Below are 17,281 nucleotides of genomic sequence, written 5' to 3' on the forward strand. Positions count from 1 at the left end.
CTCATGATGACATGTAAAATTTCTTTAGAAGGCCTGGCTGAAAGTCAGCATGGACAAGTCAAATACGCGTCCGCCTTTGCCGATGAGCATATTCAGGATATTGCCCTTGTGGATGGTCACATCATCATTACGCATAACTCTCCGAATGGAAACGAAGGTATTACCGAGCGGGTTCAGCGTCTCATTGAACGTTTCTCCCATGGCGATTTCGGCTTCAAGGAAAATATTCTATTCGAGCATAAAGTCGATACCCCTTACGAAGGCGATATTATCGCTGAGCTTGTAGAACGTAAAGCAATTAAAGTGTTGGAGCCCGGCCTTTTTATTTTCCGCGAGCCTTTCTCCAGCTTAATGCGTTTCTTCGATTATTCCTTTGTAACGAAGATAGCTAAGCGCTTCGAAGGCATGCAGGAAGAGTCTTATCCAGCTGTCATTCATAGTCACACTTTGAATAAAACGAATCACTTCACTTCATTTCCTGAGCATATCCACTTCGTGACTCATTTGCGTGAAGATTTGGATGTCATCGAATCCTTCTCTCAATCGATCCGCGAAGCTGGCGGTTGGAGCCAAGAGCAGCCTCTCGCGCTTGATAACAACATGGTGAAGCCGAACTTTATGATGAATCCTTCTACATGTTATCACTGCTATGAAGGCCTAGAGAATGAAACGCTTGAGGGTGACGGCATCGTCGTTACAGCCATTGCGAAATGTCACCGCTTCGAGTCCAAAAACCACACCGATTTCGGTCGTCTGCTCGACTTCTCGATGCGCGAAATTATTTTCGTCGGTAAACCAGACTTCGTCAAAGAAAATCGCCTAAAGTCGATCGAATATCTGAAAGAGCTTGCCGTTGAATGGAACGTGGACAGCATGATGGAGATCGCCAACGACCCGTTCTTCACGAACGATTTCCAAGTGAAAGCATCTTTCCAACGCAATCAAGAGATGAAATATGAGCTGCGCTTAAGCATTCCTCATGTGAAGAAATCAATCGCCTGCTCCTCTGTAAACTTTCATAGCAACACGTTTGGGAATGCTTTTAATATTAAAATGGGCAAGCGCAACGCCGTTACAGGCTGTGTAGGCTTTGGTATCGAACGCTGGGCGTTCGCGTTCTTGGCGCAGTACGGACTCGACGAGCAGCAGTGGCCTGCCACATTCCGTGAGCAGTACCATGCTTGGCAGGAGAAGGCGCTGTAAGATCTTTGTCTCTTCTCTCTAACTATTTTTTGTCTTGCGGGCCTACAGCAGCTCCCGTTGTTGGGTGTCGATGAGTGATTCCTCGATGGTCTAAGTTGTATTTTGTGCAACAATATCTCGTTAAAGTGGTCTTTACCAGCAGCAAAGTTGCATTTCGTAAACAATTCTAGTCCAAAACGACTAATATGATGAAAATCTCTCTAAATTGTTGTATTTTATACAACATATAGCCAATATGCTGAAGGAATTGAAAGTATTGTTGCACAAAATGCAACTTCACCCCCAGTTGGGGGCGTTGAGCTCGCTGGATTCGTCGGATACGCGGAGTCTTATACTCGTTGAACTCATTCGGTACATTGGGCTCGTTCTGGGTGCGTTGGGCTCCCCTCAGAACCCAGCCATATCCGCCATTCACCTGCACGTTTACATCAAAGTAACATCACAATGGCCCATACGCCGACATTAGCTGTACGATTACAGTTCCTTGTCAGCTGTGGGCCAACTAACTTATGCTTCATGCGTTCTCTATGGCAAACCAGACGTTGAAGCGTCCATCCTATACAAAGATAATGAGTGATACCGTTGAAAGTAGCTGCATTTCTCAAAAAAAATAGCTTCGTACTCGGCCTGCTGCTGGCATTCGTCGTCTCCGACCTGCTCATTTCCTGGTGGAACCCGATGGATAGCTCGCGCCGTTTTTACAAAAACGACTTTACCAAAACGCTCTACCACCACGGCTGGTCCCAATCGGGTCCGGTTTTCTTCGGTAATTCGTCCGTTACGGGTGCGTATATCGAAGAGAAATCCGAAGCTCATTTAGTCGAGATGGGACTATCCTATGGAAAGCTAACCGACCTGAAAGCCATCCTATCGAATAACCTTTACCAGGTAAAGGATGAGCTTGTGATTGGCATCGATGTTCACACCATGCTGGACTCACTTGAAACCGATCCAACCTACCAATGGTTCAAACCCTGGTATCAGCCTTATGTTTACACGTACCGCGACTATTTTCGAGACTCCGGTGAAGAGTTTGCTCGTAATTTGCGCAAAGGCAGCCTTGCCTACGAGCCCCGCTGGATTGATAAAGAGCTTTACCCCGGTCGCAAAGACGATGCTTTCCTAAAGACGAAATGGACCGATTATGATAAACGCTTTGGTTCCATGACACTAAAGGATTTTCAGGCTAATTTGGATGCTCTGCAGTGGGTTATCCAGTATGCGAATAAACATCAACTTCCTCTGCGAGTGATTTGGATGCCGTGGAACAAAGACTATGCGGATCCGCCTTACGTCGCCTCCTTGATGCAAGAGGCAAACCGCCAGCTGCAAGCTGCGAATGTGCCTACGCTGGATTTGCTGCACAAATACGATCCACGCTATTTCCATGACCTTGTCCACTTGAACCGCGAAGAGGGCGCGCCGCTATTTACGAAGGAGGTAGACACATGGTTAAAATCCTTAGGAAAACCATCGAAGTCCTGATCTATCTCGTGATGCTGTATTTGGTTTTCATCTATTTTACTGGCAAGGGCTTGTTTATCTACGAGAAATTCTAATATTTCTAAATTTTCTAGAAGTCTAAGATGAGACTGATCAAGCTTTCGAAGCGAGGAGTTCTATAGCTATGTTTTATATGCACATGAACGCAATTATCGCTATGATTGGCATGGTTGCCGTTCTGATGCTCACCCGCAAGTGGGCTAATAACAAACGCATTCTGATGATTATTTTCAGCCTCTGCTTCCTGCTGCTGTTCAGCCAGAAGCTGCTCATTTTCTATGCTGTTTTTACGGTCATTAATTATGCTGGCTTTGTCTATCTATGCCGAACGACGTTATGGCGTAAAGCGACCTTTATTTTCGCGATTGCCGCTAATGTTGTCGGTGTGTTTATCGGTGTCCGGCTTTTCGTCATGGACATTTTTCACAATCCGTTGTTCGATGCTATCATCTATTTAGGCCTCATTTATAACGTGCTTAAAGTAATCGATGCTTACTATTTCGCTTATTTCTTCGGTAAAGAAGGTCAAGTTCCAGCCATAGATTACGCGAATTACCTGCTTTTCATTCCAACTTTTACATCGGGGCCAATTTTAAAATTCCGTGATTTCATGGCCGACAGCAAAAAGCCTTACAACGTAGACGCTGCGCTCTTCGAAGACAGTGTGAAACGGATCATTTTAGGATTGTTTAAGAAAATTGTTGTGGTCACCTGGATGACCAGCGTTTTCGATCAAGTGTTGAAGCAGGATCTGCACACCCATCAGTCGTTATTTCTATTGGTCTGGTTCTATGCACTTATTTACTTCGATTTCTCCGGTTATTCCGATATGGCGATCGGCTTTGGGCGATTGATGGGCTATACGATGCCTGAGAACTTCAAGCGTCCACTCTTCTCGCCTTCCATGACGCAGTTTTGGCGAAATTGGCACGCGACGCTAGGCGATTTTTTCCGTGATCATATCTTCATGTTCTTCTCCCGTACTGCTCCATCCCGCTGGGTAGCCTCCAGCTTGTCCGTTCTGATTATGGTCTTGATTGGTCTGTGGCATGGCTTTACATGGCTTTATTTCTTCTACGGGCTCTACCATGGGATCATTCTGGCCATCGAAAATATATTCAAAATCACTACCGTTAATAAAAAGAAAGTATCCAAAACTTATTTCTACTTCCGTTGTTTCGTGACACAAGCGTTGGTTACGTTCTCGGTTATTATTTACAGCTCCAATTATGAGACGGTACTTCGGATCTATAAAGGCTTGCTTCATTTTACTGGATGATAGTGGTATAATTTGTGTGATTGTTTACCATTTATGGAGGTGTACCTAATGAAGTTAGGCGTTTTTATGGTTCTGTTCGGTGGAAAACCTTTCGAGGAAGCGTTGGATTACATTGCTGCGAAAGGCTTAGATGCTGTTGAAATCGGTACAGGGGGCTATCCCGGTACAGCGCATTGCAACCCAAGCGAACTTCTCGCAGACGCAGGGAAACTAAAAGCATTTAAACATGCGGTTGAATCCCGCGGTTTGACAATCAGCGCACTTAGCGCCCACGGTAACCCGCTGCACCCGCAAAAACACATTGCTAAAGAGTTTCACGATGCTATCATACAAACGATTGATCTTGCTGAGCGCCTAGAGGTACCTGTAATTAATACGTTCTCTGGCTGTCCTGGTGACCAAGAGGATGCGAAGTATCCGAACTGGCCGGTAGCGCCTTGGCCGAATGATTTCCAAGAAATTCTGGACTGGCAGTGGGGGAATAAAATTATTCCTTACTGGACAGAAACAGGTAAGTACGCTTCCGACCGTAATATTAAAATTGGTCTGGAATTACACGGTGGTTTCTCCGTACATACGCCAGCAACTCTCCTTCGTCTGCGTGAAGCAGCAGGCGATGCGATCGGAGCGAATCTTGACCCGAGTCATATGTGGTGGCAAGGAATCGACCCTGTTCAAGCCGTTCAAATTCTTGGCCGTGCCGGAGCGATTCACCATTTCCACGCCAAAGATACATCTCTTGATGTTAACAATGTGAACCGCTATGGTGTAACAGACATGCAATCCTATGCTAACATGCTTGACCGCGCTTGGCAGTTCCGTTCCGTTGGTTATGGTCACGATATGAAAGTTTGGGCTGACATCATTAGCGCTCTGCGCCTTGTTGGTTATGACTATGTCGTGAGCATCGAGCACGAAGACGGTTTGATGTCCGTTGAAGAAGGATTCTCCAAAGCGGTGCAAAATCTCCAACAAGTGCTCATCAAGGAACCTCTTGGTGAAATGTGGTGGGTATAAGCATTTGCTTTAAATAAAACAAAAAAGCCCGCAGGCGCCGTTGATCTTACGATCTTGGTCCTGTGGGCTTTTATCTTGTTTTGCTCGGAATTACCAGCCTCTGATCATAACGACATCCATGAAGCCGAATACGAGCAAGGAAACCCCCGCAAATCCTAGGGCAAACAAATTTCTTCTAGGGTTGATCAGCTCTCTGATGAAAGCAATGGCGATGACCACCGTGAAGATCAAAACATAAATATCAAAGCTTGTATACGTACTTGTTGTTGCTGCTGCTTCCGCTAATAACATGGTGAAACCTCCTTATAGTAACTCGGTGCAAGGCACACGTCCTGCTATTTTAATTCTATGTTAGCTTGATTGGGCACTAGATGCAAGTGATTACACTGATGTGTAACAAGTTTGTCACCTTTTGCAGGGCTTGACCACATCACAACGCCGTGAATGGATGGGTTCATCGGAGCTCATACATCAAACTATTGATTTCTTCTTGATGTTTCGCGATTTCTCAAACCTGCCTCGTAAGTATAAAATGTCCATCTCTTCGAATATTTATAACTCTGTGCATGCTGTGATTCAATGCTTAACTTATACACAAGCTACAAAAAAAATAAACCCGAAATCCCTATCAAGGGACGTTGCGGGTTCTATGTTTCATAGAGTTGCACTTCTTAAACGACTAGTCCGTACCCGGGGTCGAATTCTTTATACTCCTCGATGTATGCGTTTTGTAGTTTTTCTGCTAATTCTTTCTCCTGCCAAGCTAAGAATCGAAAAGGATCAATACCTAAAGCAGAAACAATCTGTTGTAACTCTAACGTCGGTTTCATAACAAGCCTCCATAAAGTAGATAGATTAGAACTGCTTATAAGTAAGAGGGATATTTTCGTATGCAACTTATAACCTAATTATAGGTCTATTCTCCTTCATTGCGATAGAGGGTTAAATTGTCGAAGCTTGTATCATTCAATTAAGTCTTAACAAAATTCAAGGTATGTTAGTCGGAATTATGACAAAAGAACAAAATAAGCTTGGCGATACGATCTCTTGTATCGCGAGCCAAGCTTATTCCGGTAACTTATTAGCCGACTGATTCTTCTAGCACTTCAAGTCGATTTGCGTAGTTCTCAGAGCGCTCCTGATCCCGTTCAAGGATCGGTTTCAAGTACTGGCCGGTGTAGGACCCGGCCACCTTCACGACATCCTCCGGCGTACCGGCAGCCACGATCAGCCCACCGCGGGTACCACCCTCGGGGCCTAGATCGATGACGTGGTCCGCCGTCTTGATCACATCGAGGTTATGCTCGATGACAAGTACGGTTTCACCGTTCTCGACGAGACGGTGAAGCACCTTCAGCAGACGATCGATATCGTGGATGTGGAGCCCCGTAGTGGGCTCATCCAGGATGTAGATCGTCTTGCCTGTGCTGCGGCGGTACAGCTCAGCCGCGAGCTTCACACGCTGGGCTTCGCCGCCGGACAGCGTAGTCGCTGGCTGGCCGAGGGTCATGTAGCCCAGCCCCACATCCAGAAGTGTCGTCAGCTTACGATGAATACGCGGCAAGTTCTTGAAGAACTCGCAGCCGTCCTCAATCGTCATCTCTAACACTTCAGAAATGCTCTTGCCTTTGTACTTCACTTCCATGGTCTCGCGGTTGTATCGTTTGCCTTTACAGACTTCACAAGGCACGTACACGTCCGGTAAGAAGTGCATCTCGATCTTGATGATGCCGTCTCCACGACAAGCCTCACAACGGCCGCCCTTCACGTTAAAGCTGAAGCGGCCTTTCTTGTAACCGCGAACCTTAGCTTCGTTCGTATTCGCATACACATCACGGATATCATCAAAAACACCGGTATACGTCGCTGGATTCGAGCGTGGCGTACGACCAATCGGTGATTGGTCAATATCGATGACTTTATCAATGTGTTCAAGGCCCACAATTTCCTTGTGCTCACCAGGGCGCACCTTAGCTCCGTTTAAGTCACGCGACAAGGTTTTGAACAAAATCTCATTAATCAACGTACTTTTGCCTGAACCGGATACCCCTGTTACACAGGTGAATACACCGAGTGGCACTTTAGCTGATACGTTGCGTAAATTATTTTCTTTGGCACCTTTGATCTCGATCCATTTCCCATTCGGCTTGCGTCGCGCTGCTGGAATAGGAATGAAACGTTTGCCGCTAAGGTATTGTCCTGTAAGAGAATTATCGTCTTTCATTAACTCTTTAGGCGTACCTTGCGCAATGACTTGTCCGCCATGAATACCGGCACCAGGACCGATATCGATAATGTAATCCGCGGCCATCATCGTGTCTTCATCATGTTCCACGACGATTAATGTATTACCGAGATCACGCATATGTTCGAGCGTCTGAATCAGACGCGTATTATCTCTCTGATGCAGTCCAATGCTGGGCTCATCCAAAATATATAGGACACCCATCAAACTTGAACCGATCTGAGTAGCCAAGCGTATCCGCTGTGCTTCTCCACCCGATAACGTACCTGCAGCACGATGCATCGTTAAGTAATCAAGACCTACGTTGACTAGGAACCCTAGGCGAGATCTGATTTCCTTGAGAATCAAATTGGAAATCGTTAGCTCCCGTTCATTCAAGTCCAACCCTTTGAACCATTCCTCAGCGTCACCAATCGAGAGGGAAGTTGCATGAGCAATGTTTTTGCCATTGATCGTCACAGCTAACGTTTCGGGCTTCAAACGCTGTCCTTTACACTTCGGACAAGGCTTCGTGCTCATATACGTCTGAATGTGCTCCCTGATCCCCTCAGAGAACGTATCTTTGAATCTGCGTTCTAAGTTGCGAATGATTCCCTCGAAAGGAACTAACGCTTCCTTGCTCGCTCCCATATCATTCTCGTATCGGAAGCGAATCTTCTCCCCGCCTGTTCCATAAAGGATAACCTTCATCTGATCACTGTTTATCTCAGAAACAGGTATATTGCGCGGAATGGAATAATGTTCACAAACCGCCGCAAGAAACTGCGGATAATAGTTGGAAGTGCTGCCGGCCCAAGCTTCGAACGCTCCCTCTTCAATCGTTAACTTCGCATCAGGAACAAGTAGATCAGGATCAACGATCATCTGACTGCCTAGTCCATCACAATCGGGACAAGCACCGAAGGGACTGTTAAACGAAAACATTCTTGGCGCTAATTCTTCAACGCTGAAGCCGCACTCTGGACAGGCTAAGTTTTGGCTAAAGAGCAGCTCTTCTTTGTCAATGATATCGACGATTACCCTACCATTTGCCAACTTGAGCGCTGTCTCCAGGGAATCCGCAAGACGAGTTTGAACATCCTCTTTGATCACGATACGGTCAACAACGACCTCGATCGTGTGCTTTTTATTTTTGTCGAGTTCAATCTTCTCAGCGAGATCGACCGTTTCACCATTGACACGCACCCTGACGAATCCCTGCTTTTGAATATCAGCAAGCAGCTTTGTATGTTCGCCTTTGCGTCCTGAAATAAGGGGAGCTAGAATCTGGAGCTTCGTTCGTTCCGGATACTCCATAATGCGATCCACCATTTGTTCCACGGTTTGCGATGTAATCTCAATACCATGGGTCGGACAATGCGGACGTCCAATTCGAGCATATAGCAAGCGTAAATAGTCGTAAATCTCCGTTACGGTCCCAACCGTGGAACGCGGATTACGGCTTGTTGTCTTCTGATCAATGGAAATAGCCGGCGATAGACCTTCAATCGAATCTACATCCGGCTTATCCATTTGCCCTAGAAATTGTCTGGCATAGGCAGATAGAGATTCAACGTATCTGCGCTGCCCCTCCGCATAAATCGTATCAAAGGCAAGCGACGATTTCCCTGATCCACTTAAGCCTGTGAGAACAACAAACTTATCACGTGGAATCGTGACATCGATATTTTTCAGATTATGAGCTCTAGCTCCTTTAATGACGATTTGATCTCTAGACACAGTACCCTTCCTCTCCTATGTGAAGCTGAAGCCTCTTCTAGGCGTCAGCTTTCATTTCCATAATAGCATCACGCAGCTGCGCGGCTCGTTCGAACTGTAGGTTCTTCGCAGCCTCTTTCATCTCGCCTTCCAAACGCTCGATCAGCGATGCGCGATCCTTCTTCGACATCTTCGCACCCTTCACATCGGCCAGATAATCCGCTTTCTGTTCAGCCACCTTCGTAGCTTCAATGACATCGCGGATTTTCTTGGCAATCGTTTGCGGTGTGATCCCCAGCTTCTCATTATGCGCTTCTTGAATACTTCGACGGCGACTCGTCTCATAAATCGCTTTCTGCATGGAATCTGTTATTTTATCTCCATACATTATCACACGACCATCTGAATTTCTCGCTGCACGACCGATGGTTTGAATCAGCGATCGTTCTGAGCGTAGGAAGCCTTCTTTGTCCGCATCTAGAATAGCGACCAGCGAAACCTCAGGTAAATCAAGCCCTTCCCTAAGGAGGTTAATCCCTACAAGAACATGGAAAACACCTAACCGCAAATCTCGTAGAATCTGCATACGTTCAAATGTCTTGATATCCGAGTGCAAATAGCGCACTTTAATGCCAATTTCCTTAAAATAATCAGTTAAATCTTCTGACATTTTCTTCGTTAACGTCGTTACGAGCACACGCTCATCTTTACGAATTCGATCATGAATTTCGGCAATTAAATCATCGATTTGTCCTTTAGTAGGTCTTACTTCAATGATTGGATCCAACAGCCCCGTAGGACGTATAATTTGTTGTATCATTTCCGGGCAATGTTCCAACTCGTAGGGTCCAGGTGTAGCTGATATATATAAAACTTGACTGATTTTTTCCTCAAACTCTTCAAAGCGTAGTGGACGGTTATCGAGCGCCGACGGCAAACGGAAACCATGGTCAACTAGTACTTCTTTTCTTGCTTTGTCTCCATTATACATCGCGCGAATCTGCGGCAAAGTCGCATGGGATTCATCGACCATGAAAAGCATATCCTCTGGGAAATAGTCCATAAGCGTATACGGCGTAGCTCCCCGCTCACGGAAAGTCAGCGGTCCTGAGTAATTCTCAATCCCATTGCAGAAACCCATCTCTTGCATCATTTCCATATCATAACGCGTCCGTTGTTCCAGCCTCTGTGCTTCGAGCAGTTTTCCTTGCTCCTTCAGCACGGCAAGACGATCCTCAAGCTCACGCTCAATATTCACGAGCGCACGCTTCATCGTATCTTCGTGCGTCACAAAGTGCGACGCTGGGAAGATAGCGATATGATCGCGCTCGCCGATAATCTCGCCTGTGAGCACATTGATTTCCGTAATCCGTTCGATTTCGTCACCAAACAACTCAACTCTCACCGCTTGTTCGCCATGCGACGCTGGAAAAATCTCAACGACATCTCCGCGCACGCGAAAAGTCCCGCGCACAAAATTCAAATCATTCCGCTGATATTGAATATCCACGAGCTTGTGTAAAATCTCATTGCGCGATTTCTCCATACCTACACGTAAAGAAAGCAGCATATTGCCATATTCAATTGGCGAACCCAAGCCGTAAATACACGACACGCTCGCTACGACAATAACGTCACGGCGTTCAAATAACGAGCTTGTCGCTGAGTGACGAAGCTTATCAATCTCTTCATTGATGCTGGAATCTTTCTCGATGTAAGTGTCAGAGGAGGCAATGTAGGCTTCTGGTTGGTAGTAATCATAGTAACTAACGAAGTAGGAGACGGCATTATGAGGGAAAAATTCTTTAAATTCACTGCACAACTGTGCGGCTAACGTTTTGTTATGCGCAATAATTAGGGTAGGACGGTTCAACTTGGCAATGACTTGCGCCGCTGTGAACGTTTTTCCCGTTCCCGTCGCACCTAAGAGCGTCTGATGCTTATTACCTGCTTGTATACTTTGAACAATTTCCTCAATCGCTTTAGGCTGATCGCCTTGCGGGGAAAAATCGGATACAAGCTCAAACTTCTTAGAGCTAATGACCAGTTCACTCATCAATAATCACCTACACTTATTCGAACTTTTTAAACCCACATTTTATCGAAATAAATCGAACTTTTATCCTATTAACTTTCCTTATGCTATTTCCGATATAGAAGTTTATGGAACTTATTCGCACAAATATGAAGGATTCTCTAAATTCATCCATCATAAGAATGTTTGTTCTGGTTTTTCCATTATACTATTTTTGAATCATGGATGCAAACGGCAATATCTGTTACGGCCTGTATAAATTTTGTGGAGAGCGACTCCAACGAATTTATCTGGTTGCTTTATGGTTCCTATTCTTTTTATGCTAATTAGGAGTGGTACAGTCATGGATTTGACAACAGTTTTAGGATTAGTATTGGGTCTTGTAGGTTTAGTCGGCGGGTACATGTGGGATGGCGGTCATATTAGTTCATTGATCATCCCGAGTGCCATGCTGATCGTTTTCGGCGGAACCTTTGGTGCAGTAGCCATCAGCTTCCCGCTCTCTATTTTAGCCAAAATCCCTAAAGCTCTCGGCATTGCCTTCAAAGAAGTAAAAAGAGATCCGGGAGCAACGATTGATGAACTTGTGGAAATGGCTTCTATCGCTCGTCGAGAAGGAGTATTAGCCCTTGAGCAACGCGCACAGGAGCATACAAATCCGTTCCTTAAAGATGGTTTGCTTATGGTGGTTGATGGAACTGATCCCGAGCTGACCAGACAAATTCTAGAGCTGGAGATGGATGCTATTGAGCACCAAGTTAACAATATGTCAAAGGTGTTCGAAGCCGGAGGCGGATATGCACCAACCATGGGAATTATCGGTACCGTCATGGGACTCATACACGTTCTCGGTAATCTCGACGACCCCTCCAGTCTCGGACCTGCCATTGCCGTCGCTTTCACAGCTACCTTATACGGTGTTATGAGCGCCAACTTGGTCTATCTTCCGATCGCTAATAAAATTAAGGTTCGCGGCAAAGAAATGGTTTCCGAAATGGAACTGATGTTAGAAGGCATTCTTGCCCTTCAAGCCGGTGAGAATCCACAGTTAATTAAGAAAAAACTGAATTCCTTCCTCCACGATAAACCAACGAAGAAAGTCGTAGAGGAGGATGACGATAATGGCGCGGAGAGGTAAGAAGCACGAGGAACATGTCAATCATGAGAGATGGCTCATTACTTACGCTGATTTAATCACCCTGCTGCTCGTTTTCTTCATTATTATGTATGCAATGAGTAAAGTCGATGTTCAAAAGTATTCCGTTCTGGCTCAAGCCTTAAACATGCAATTCCAGAAAGCCGACTCGGTTTTGGATAAAGGCTTTGGCGTCAGCGGTCAAATGACCCCAAAGCAAGGCGATGCCCAGACACCGCAGAACCAGAATCAGAGCCAAGATGATCAGAAGGAAGAGAAAGATAAAACAAAGCCTGAAGAGAATGAAAAAGAGAAGCGCGAAAAGGAACTTCAAGATCTTTTAAAACAAGTCCAAGCTTATATTAAGGATCAAAATCTGGAGGCACAAGTATCCGCTAGCGATACAGAACGCGGTGTGGCTATCACTCTTAATGACTTATTCCTATTCGACCTAGGAAAAGCAGATCTGAAAGCGGCCTCCTTTCCAATTCTTCAGAAGCTTGCTTCTCTCATCCCAACTCTGAACAACAAGGTGAGCATCGAAGGTCATACCGACAACTTGCCGCTAGCTACAGGCTCTCCATTCAAAGATAACTGGGGATTATCATTCGCCCGTTCCCTTTCGGTGCTTCGCTATTTTAGTGATACGGCCAAACTGGATAACAATAAATTTATTGCTACAGCTTATGCTGATACGATGCCAAAAGTGGCCAACACAAGCGATGAGAACCGCAGCAAAAATCGCCGCGTCGAAATCATTGTACTGCGTGATGGGCTCTCTCCAACAACAACGGTTAAATAAGCAAAGACCCTTCCTCTTTCAAACGAGAGGATAGGGTCTTTTTTTAATCACATAGATTTCGTTGAATCATTGGATAACAAGCCGGTCAGTTTACTTCGCAAATAGGAAAACAGATGCAGGGGTCTTGGCTCTAGGAAGTACAATGCATCCTGATCAGGAGCTAAAATAATTCCTAATTGATGATGATCGCCAGAGTAAATCGCTCGCTGCAAGAAACGCACCTCATCCTGCTCATTCAGCACCTCCAGCCTGCAGAAGGCGGAATTCAGCCCCATGGCAACGTGCAGATCGGTTTTGGTCTTGATTTTGTGACCGTTGACCTTATGAATGAGTTCGCCCGTTTGAATACCTAGCTCGTGGGCAGGACTGTTTGGTACTACCGACAACACCATAAGACCACGCTGTGAGTGAACGTAGAACGGCACCAGCTTATCTTCCACCCATTGGTTATACCGAATCAGTCCTTCATGTAAAGCAATGCTTAATACGGCTCCTACAAGCAGAATCGGCGGCCAGAAATGAGCGGCAATCGCTGTAACTAATAGGATGATGCCATATAAGTAGAGCAAGCTTGCACTGAAACGGGCTTGTTTGCGGGGAAGCTTCGATATCGTAAGCTCCGTAAAGCCAATCATTGCCGGAAAGGCAAGAAATGTCCATCCTGATGCGAGGTTCGAACCAAACAGCGTTTCCCATGGAAGACCTTCTATACTTCCCCCTGTCATAGGAACGAGCAAGAATATGGGAACAGGCCAGAAGCCTTGCAGCTGTTGCCCGCCGATAATTTGCCCACGCCTCCCTTCGAGGAACAGCGGTGTTGCCATGCGTGCCCCTTGAAAGCCGACCAGCGTCCCTTCTAGAAGATGAAGTACAGCGACAATGACCAGCAAGGAAGGGATATCTGCGCCAACTACGATGTCCAGAACCGGAACCGCCTCCTGGAGGCTGGCTGCATTCGGTATCCACGAAAGAATCACTTGCGCGATTCCCAAAATACCTACCGCATAAGCCAAACACAAGAATCTAACGCGCATCATCACTAGAATAATCGATAGGACCCATAACAGAATGACCGTGCTCGCTTGAATATTAACACCTACGAAGAGCATAAGTACGGAGGCACTGATACCGCCTAGCCAACCCCAGAGTACGGTTCGCCACGTCTCATTCAATAAAGAATGCAAGCGCGTGTGAAACAGCTTACGCTCCATCTGAATCTGCTTCCGATAATGCAGCACGATAAATAGAATACCTATATAGTAAAAAGGATTCGCAAACAACTGCCCTACAGCCTGCAGCAGTCTGTCCAAAAGTTGAATCAATACATCCATACGAATCTGGGCTCCTTGATGAAAAAGAAATAGGAAGGCAGCCGTAGCAACCTTCCTACACTAATTCGACTATTAGAGCTTAACTCCTGCCCATCTTGACGAATTTCCAATATCTGACCCTTATTATTTCCCGATTTGCTTTTGGATTTGCCCAATTGCTGCCTTCAACTGCAAATCGTTCTTCGGCTCACGAATTTGCGCCAAAATTGATTTTTCGATTTTAGTCGCTGTTTCCGTGTCTACCTCGCCTGTCATCGGTAAACCATTAGTCCGTTGGAATGCTTTAACAGCTGTAACTGTCTTATCATTGAAATAACCGTCCGAACGTTCCGGGTTAAAACCAAGACCTGTCAGCATGAGTTGTAGATTCTTCACATCATCGCTTGTCATGTCCTGTTTAAGCACACTTTTCTTAGACAGTGGAGCTGCTTTGAAATACCCTGGCTGCTCAACTGGAATGTCAGGTTGGATCCCCGTTTTGTGAATCCAGTTTCCGTTCGGCGTTAACCATTTGTACACCGTCATTTTAATATTGCTGCCGTCGCCCATTTCCTTCTCAAAAGTAACCTGAACGGTTCCTTTCCCATAGGAAGTTTCGCCAATAATCTTGCTGCCAACCGCTTCTTGGAAGGCTCCTGCCAATATCTCCGAAGCACTTGCACTGCCCTTATTCACTAGCACCGTTACCGGATAATTCTTGCCAGAACCCGTTGAAGGTGTCGGTTCCCGCTTCCCATCCCGATTCTCGACCTGGACGATCGGTTTGCCGCTCTTGACGAAAGGATTCACGATGTCTACGACTACGTTCAACAGACCGCCCGGGTCATTACGCACGTCGATAACAAGTCCTTTCATCCCTTTGGCTTCAAGGCTTTTCAGCTCTTCAGCGAAACGGACGGCTGTATTCGAGGAGAATTGGCGAATCTCAATCTTCCCGATTTGGTCCTGCAGCATTTCGCCATAAACCGTTTCAACGTCAATATTATCCCTGACCACGATGACTTGCACCGGATCACCGGCACCTTGACGAAGTAAATCCAGCTTCGCCTGCGTGCCTTTAGGCCCGCGGATTTTCATGACTGCTTGGTTAAGCGTAAGCCCGTCCAACTTCTCTCCGTTGACCGAGACAATCACGTCTTTGGATTGAATACCGGCTTTCTCAGCAGGAGAGCCCTTGATTGGAGACACGATAACGAATTTACCTTCCTCAATCGAAACCTCTGCCCCTATGCCTTGAAAAGAGGACGTAATACTCTCATCGAACTGCTTCGCTTCCTTTTGATCCATATAAACGGTAAATGGGTCTTCCAGAGATTCCAGCATGCCATTGATTGCGCCATTAACCAGCTTATCATGATCCGGCTGCTTCAAATACTTGCTCTCGATCAATTGAAACGTTGTAGAGATTTTGCTCAAATCCTTACTCGATAGTCCGGATGAAGTGGCAGTGGATGCGGCGGTACTGCCCGCTGGCTGCTCTTTCCGCCCCCAAGAAAAGGATGAATCCACAATCGTCAATGTAACGATACTGCTTGCAAACATGGCTAACAAAACAAATACTATGACCGTGCGTCCTTTGAATTGCAAAGCGCGTTTCACCACCTTTTTCCTAAAACCCATTTGGGTTCGCCTGTTTGTAGTATATGACAAGCTATTCCAGTTTTATAACCAAGTTCCCTTATCGTAAGAACGGTTTAGGATCGGTTGGAACTTCATTCTTCCTAACTTCAAAATGCAAATGGTTCCCTGTCGATTGACCTGTCGAGCCAACACCGGCAATCTTCTGTCCGCGTTTCACCACATCGCCAACTTTGACGTAGAGCCCATCATTCATAATATGTCCATACAACGTCCATAATCCATTCCCATGATCCACGATGATGCAATTCCCGTATCCGTTCATCCATGAGGCATAGATAACTGAGCCGTTCTCAGCCGCAAGAATGTCCGTTCCTTTAGGTGCTCCCAAATCAATCCCTTTATGGCTCTCTGATCTGCCTGTAACTGGATTGATTCTATTCGTGAAATCGGATGTAAGTGGCGCTTGAACGGCCAATGGGTAACCCAGTTTCCCACCGGAATAAGTGAAAGGCGATTTCGCTTTACTAGCTGCCCTCTTCTTCGCCTGTAGGTCCGCTTCTTGCTTCGCTAATTGTGTAATCTGTTTATCGCTTTCTTCTGAAATATCCTCAAGCACCTTCTCTTGCTTCGTAAGAGAAGCAATCTTAACTTCCTTGGCCTTCTCCTTCGCTTGCAGATCGTCCCTGAGGGCGTCGGCGTCAGCGTACAGCGCTTTAACCTTCTCAAGCTGTTGTTCTGTATCTACCTTTTTCTGGGCAACCGTTTCTTTATCTTTCTTATTTGACACTAGTATCTCTTTATCTTGATTAACAATAGATTTCAAAGCTTCAATACGGTTCAAGAAATCAGAAAAACTGGTCGCGCTAAGCAGCACATCCATGTACGAAACAAAACCGTTCATATACATCAAACGCACTCGGGATTTCAGCATTTGATCACGAGTCTCCACACGCGCTTCCGCTTCATCCAATTGTTTAGCGTTATCTGCTAATGCATCCGATACTTGGTCGATTTCTTCATTCAGTTTCGTGAGCTTCTTACTAGCTTCATTCACCTGATTGACAAGTGTGTTCATATCCTTGGTCGCCTGGTCCTTCTCAGTATGGACCTTCGTTATTTGATTCTGCGCGTCATTCGCCTTCTGCTGCGCGACCGCCTTCATTTTCTTGAGCTGAGTCAACTGCTGATCGATCTTTTCCGTTGTTGAAGCGGCATACCCCGCATAAGGAACCGCCAATGAAGCCGCAATCCCAAGTGTCAACACCAAAGGTAGAATCTTCTTCTTCAAGCACGTAGCCTCCCCATCATCAAAACCTGGCACTTCTTGAATCTTTTATACTTTGAATCTCTTAAATTCTTAATCTATGAATCTTTGAAAATGAAATAATAAAAATAAAAGCTTTTAAATCGGCTTTCAGAACCGAGAAGGTTGAACGAAAATGGGAGTAGGAG

Annotated in this window: 13 protein-coding genes; 6 read left to right on the plus strand and 7 right to left on the minus strand. The window is 45.8% G+C overall.

Annotated features, from left to right (window positions below):
• The first annotated feature begins 3 nt into the window (after positions 1 to 3).
• From QFZ77_RS04040 to QFZ77_RS04055, 4 genes are all read left to right on the plus strand, one after another.
• A complete protein-coding gene (locus tag QFZ77_RS04040; RefSeq protein WP_307436434.1) occupies positions 4 to 1,203 on the plus strand; it encodes a hypothetical protein in 1,200 nt (399 codons plus the stop codon).
• Positions 1,204 to 1,776: 573 nt separating this feature from the next.
• On the plus strand, positions 1,777 to 2,688 hold the full coding sequence (locus tag QFZ77_RS04045) for a hypothetical protein (RefSeq protein WP_307436437.1): 912 nt from the start codon (positions 1,777 to 1,779) through the stop codon (positions 2,686 to 2,688).
• 142 nt (positions 2,689 to 2,830) lie between these two features.
• Entirely contained in the window at positions 2,831 to 3,985 is a 1,155-nt protein-coding gene (locus QFZ77_RS04050) for an MBOAT family O-acyltransferase (protein WP_307436439.1), read from the plus strand.
• Between the two features lie 48 nt (positions 3,986 to 4,033).
• Positions 4,034 to 5,002 carry a sugar phosphate isomerase/epimerase family protein gene (locus QFZ77_RS04055; protein ID WP_307436442.1) on the plus strand — a complete coding sequence of 323 codons (969 nt, stop codon included), beginning with the start codon at positions 4,034 to 4,036 and terminating at the stop codon, positions 5,000 to 5,002.
• Positions 5,003 to 5,092: 90 nt separating this feature from the next.
• On the opposite strand, the gene QFZ77_RS04060 is transcribed toward QFZ77_RS04055, so the two are convergent.
• From QFZ77_RS04060 to uvrB, 4 genes are all read right to left on the minus strand, one after another.
• The gene (locus QFZ77_RS04060) at positions 5,093 to 5,293 is read right to left on the minus strand and encodes a DUF2759 family protein (RefSeq protein WP_307436445.1); all 201 of its coding nucleotides are present in this window, start codon (positions 5,291 to 5,293) and stop codon (positions 5,093 to 5,095) included.
• Between the two features lie 380 nt (positions 5,294 to 5,673).
• Positions 5,674 to 5,832, minus strand: a complete 159-nt coding sequence (locus QFZ77_RS04065; protein ID WP_307436449.1) for a hypothetical protein — start codon at positions 5,830 to 5,832, stop codon at positions 5,674 to 5,676.
• Positions 5,833 to 6,083: 251 nt separating this feature from the next.
• A complete protein-coding gene (gene uvrA / locus QFZ77_RS04070; RefSeq protein ID WP_307436452.1) occupies positions 6,084 to 8,966 on the minus strand; it encodes an excinuclease ABC subunit UvrA in 2,883 nt (960 codons plus the stop codon).
• Between the two features lie 37 nt (positions 8,967 to 9,003).
• On the minus strand, positions 9,004 to 11,001 hold the full coding sequence (gene uvrB, locus QFZ77_RS04075) for an excinuclease ABC subunit UvrB (protein ID WP_307436455.1): 1,998 nt from the start codon (positions 10,999 to 11,001) through the stop codon (positions 9,004 to 9,006).
• Positions 11,002 to 11,323: 322 nt separating this feature from the next.
• Here uvrB and QFZ77_RS04080 point away from each other — a divergent pair, with 322 nt between their 5' ends.
• Both QFZ77_RS04080 and QFZ77_RS04085 read left to right on the plus strand, forming a co-directional pair.
• Positions 11,324 to 12,118 carry a flagellar motor protein gene (locus tag QFZ77_RS04080; protein ID WP_307436458.1) on the plus strand — a complete coding sequence of 265 codons (795 nt, stop codon included), beginning with the start codon at positions 11,324 to 11,326 and terminating at the stop codon, positions 12,116 to 12,118.
• Positions 12,102 to 12,917: a flagellar motor protein MotB gene (locus tag QFZ77_RS04085; protein WP_307436461.1), complete on the plus strand. Its 816-nt coding sequence runs from the start codon at positions 12,102 to 12,104 to the stop codon at positions 12,915 to 12,917. The genes QFZ77_RS04080 and QFZ77_RS04085 overlap by 17 nt, the downstream gene beginning before the upstream one ends.
• Before the next feature lie 47 nt (positions 12,918 to 12,964).
• Here the strand turns inward: QFZ77_RS04085 and QFZ77_RS04090 are convergent, their stop codons facing one another.
• From QFZ77_RS04090 to QFZ77_RS04100, 3 genes are all read right to left on the minus strand, one after another.
• Positions 12,965 to 14,248, minus strand: coding sequence for a PDZ domain-containing protein (locus QFZ77_RS04090; RefSeq protein ID WP_307436464.1), 1,284 nt, complete (start codon positions 14,246 to 14,248; stop codon positions 12,965 to 12,967).
• A gap of 123 nt (positions 14,249 to 14,371) precedes the next feature.
• Positions 14,372 to 15,835 (minus strand): S41 family peptidase, encoded by a 1,464-nt coding sequence (locus QFZ77_RS04095; RefSeq protein ID WP_307449233.1) that lies wholly within the window; start codon positions 15,833 to 15,835, stop codon positions 14,372 to 14,374.
• A gap of 91 nt (positions 15,836 to 15,926) precedes the next feature.
• Positions 15,927 to 17,117, minus strand: coding sequence for a murein hydrolase activator EnvC family protein (locus QFZ77_RS04100; protein WP_307436467.1), 1,191 nt, complete (start codon positions 17,115 to 17,117; stop codon positions 15,927 to 15,929).
• Between the last annotated feature and the right edge of the window lie 164 nt (positions 17,118 to 17,281).

The sequence above is a fragment of the Paenibacillus sp. V4I3 genome, from assembly GCF_030817215.1.
In the GTDB taxonomy this organism is placed as follows: domain Bacteria; phylum Bacillota; class Bacilli; order Paenibacillales; family NBRC-103111; genus Paenibacillus_E.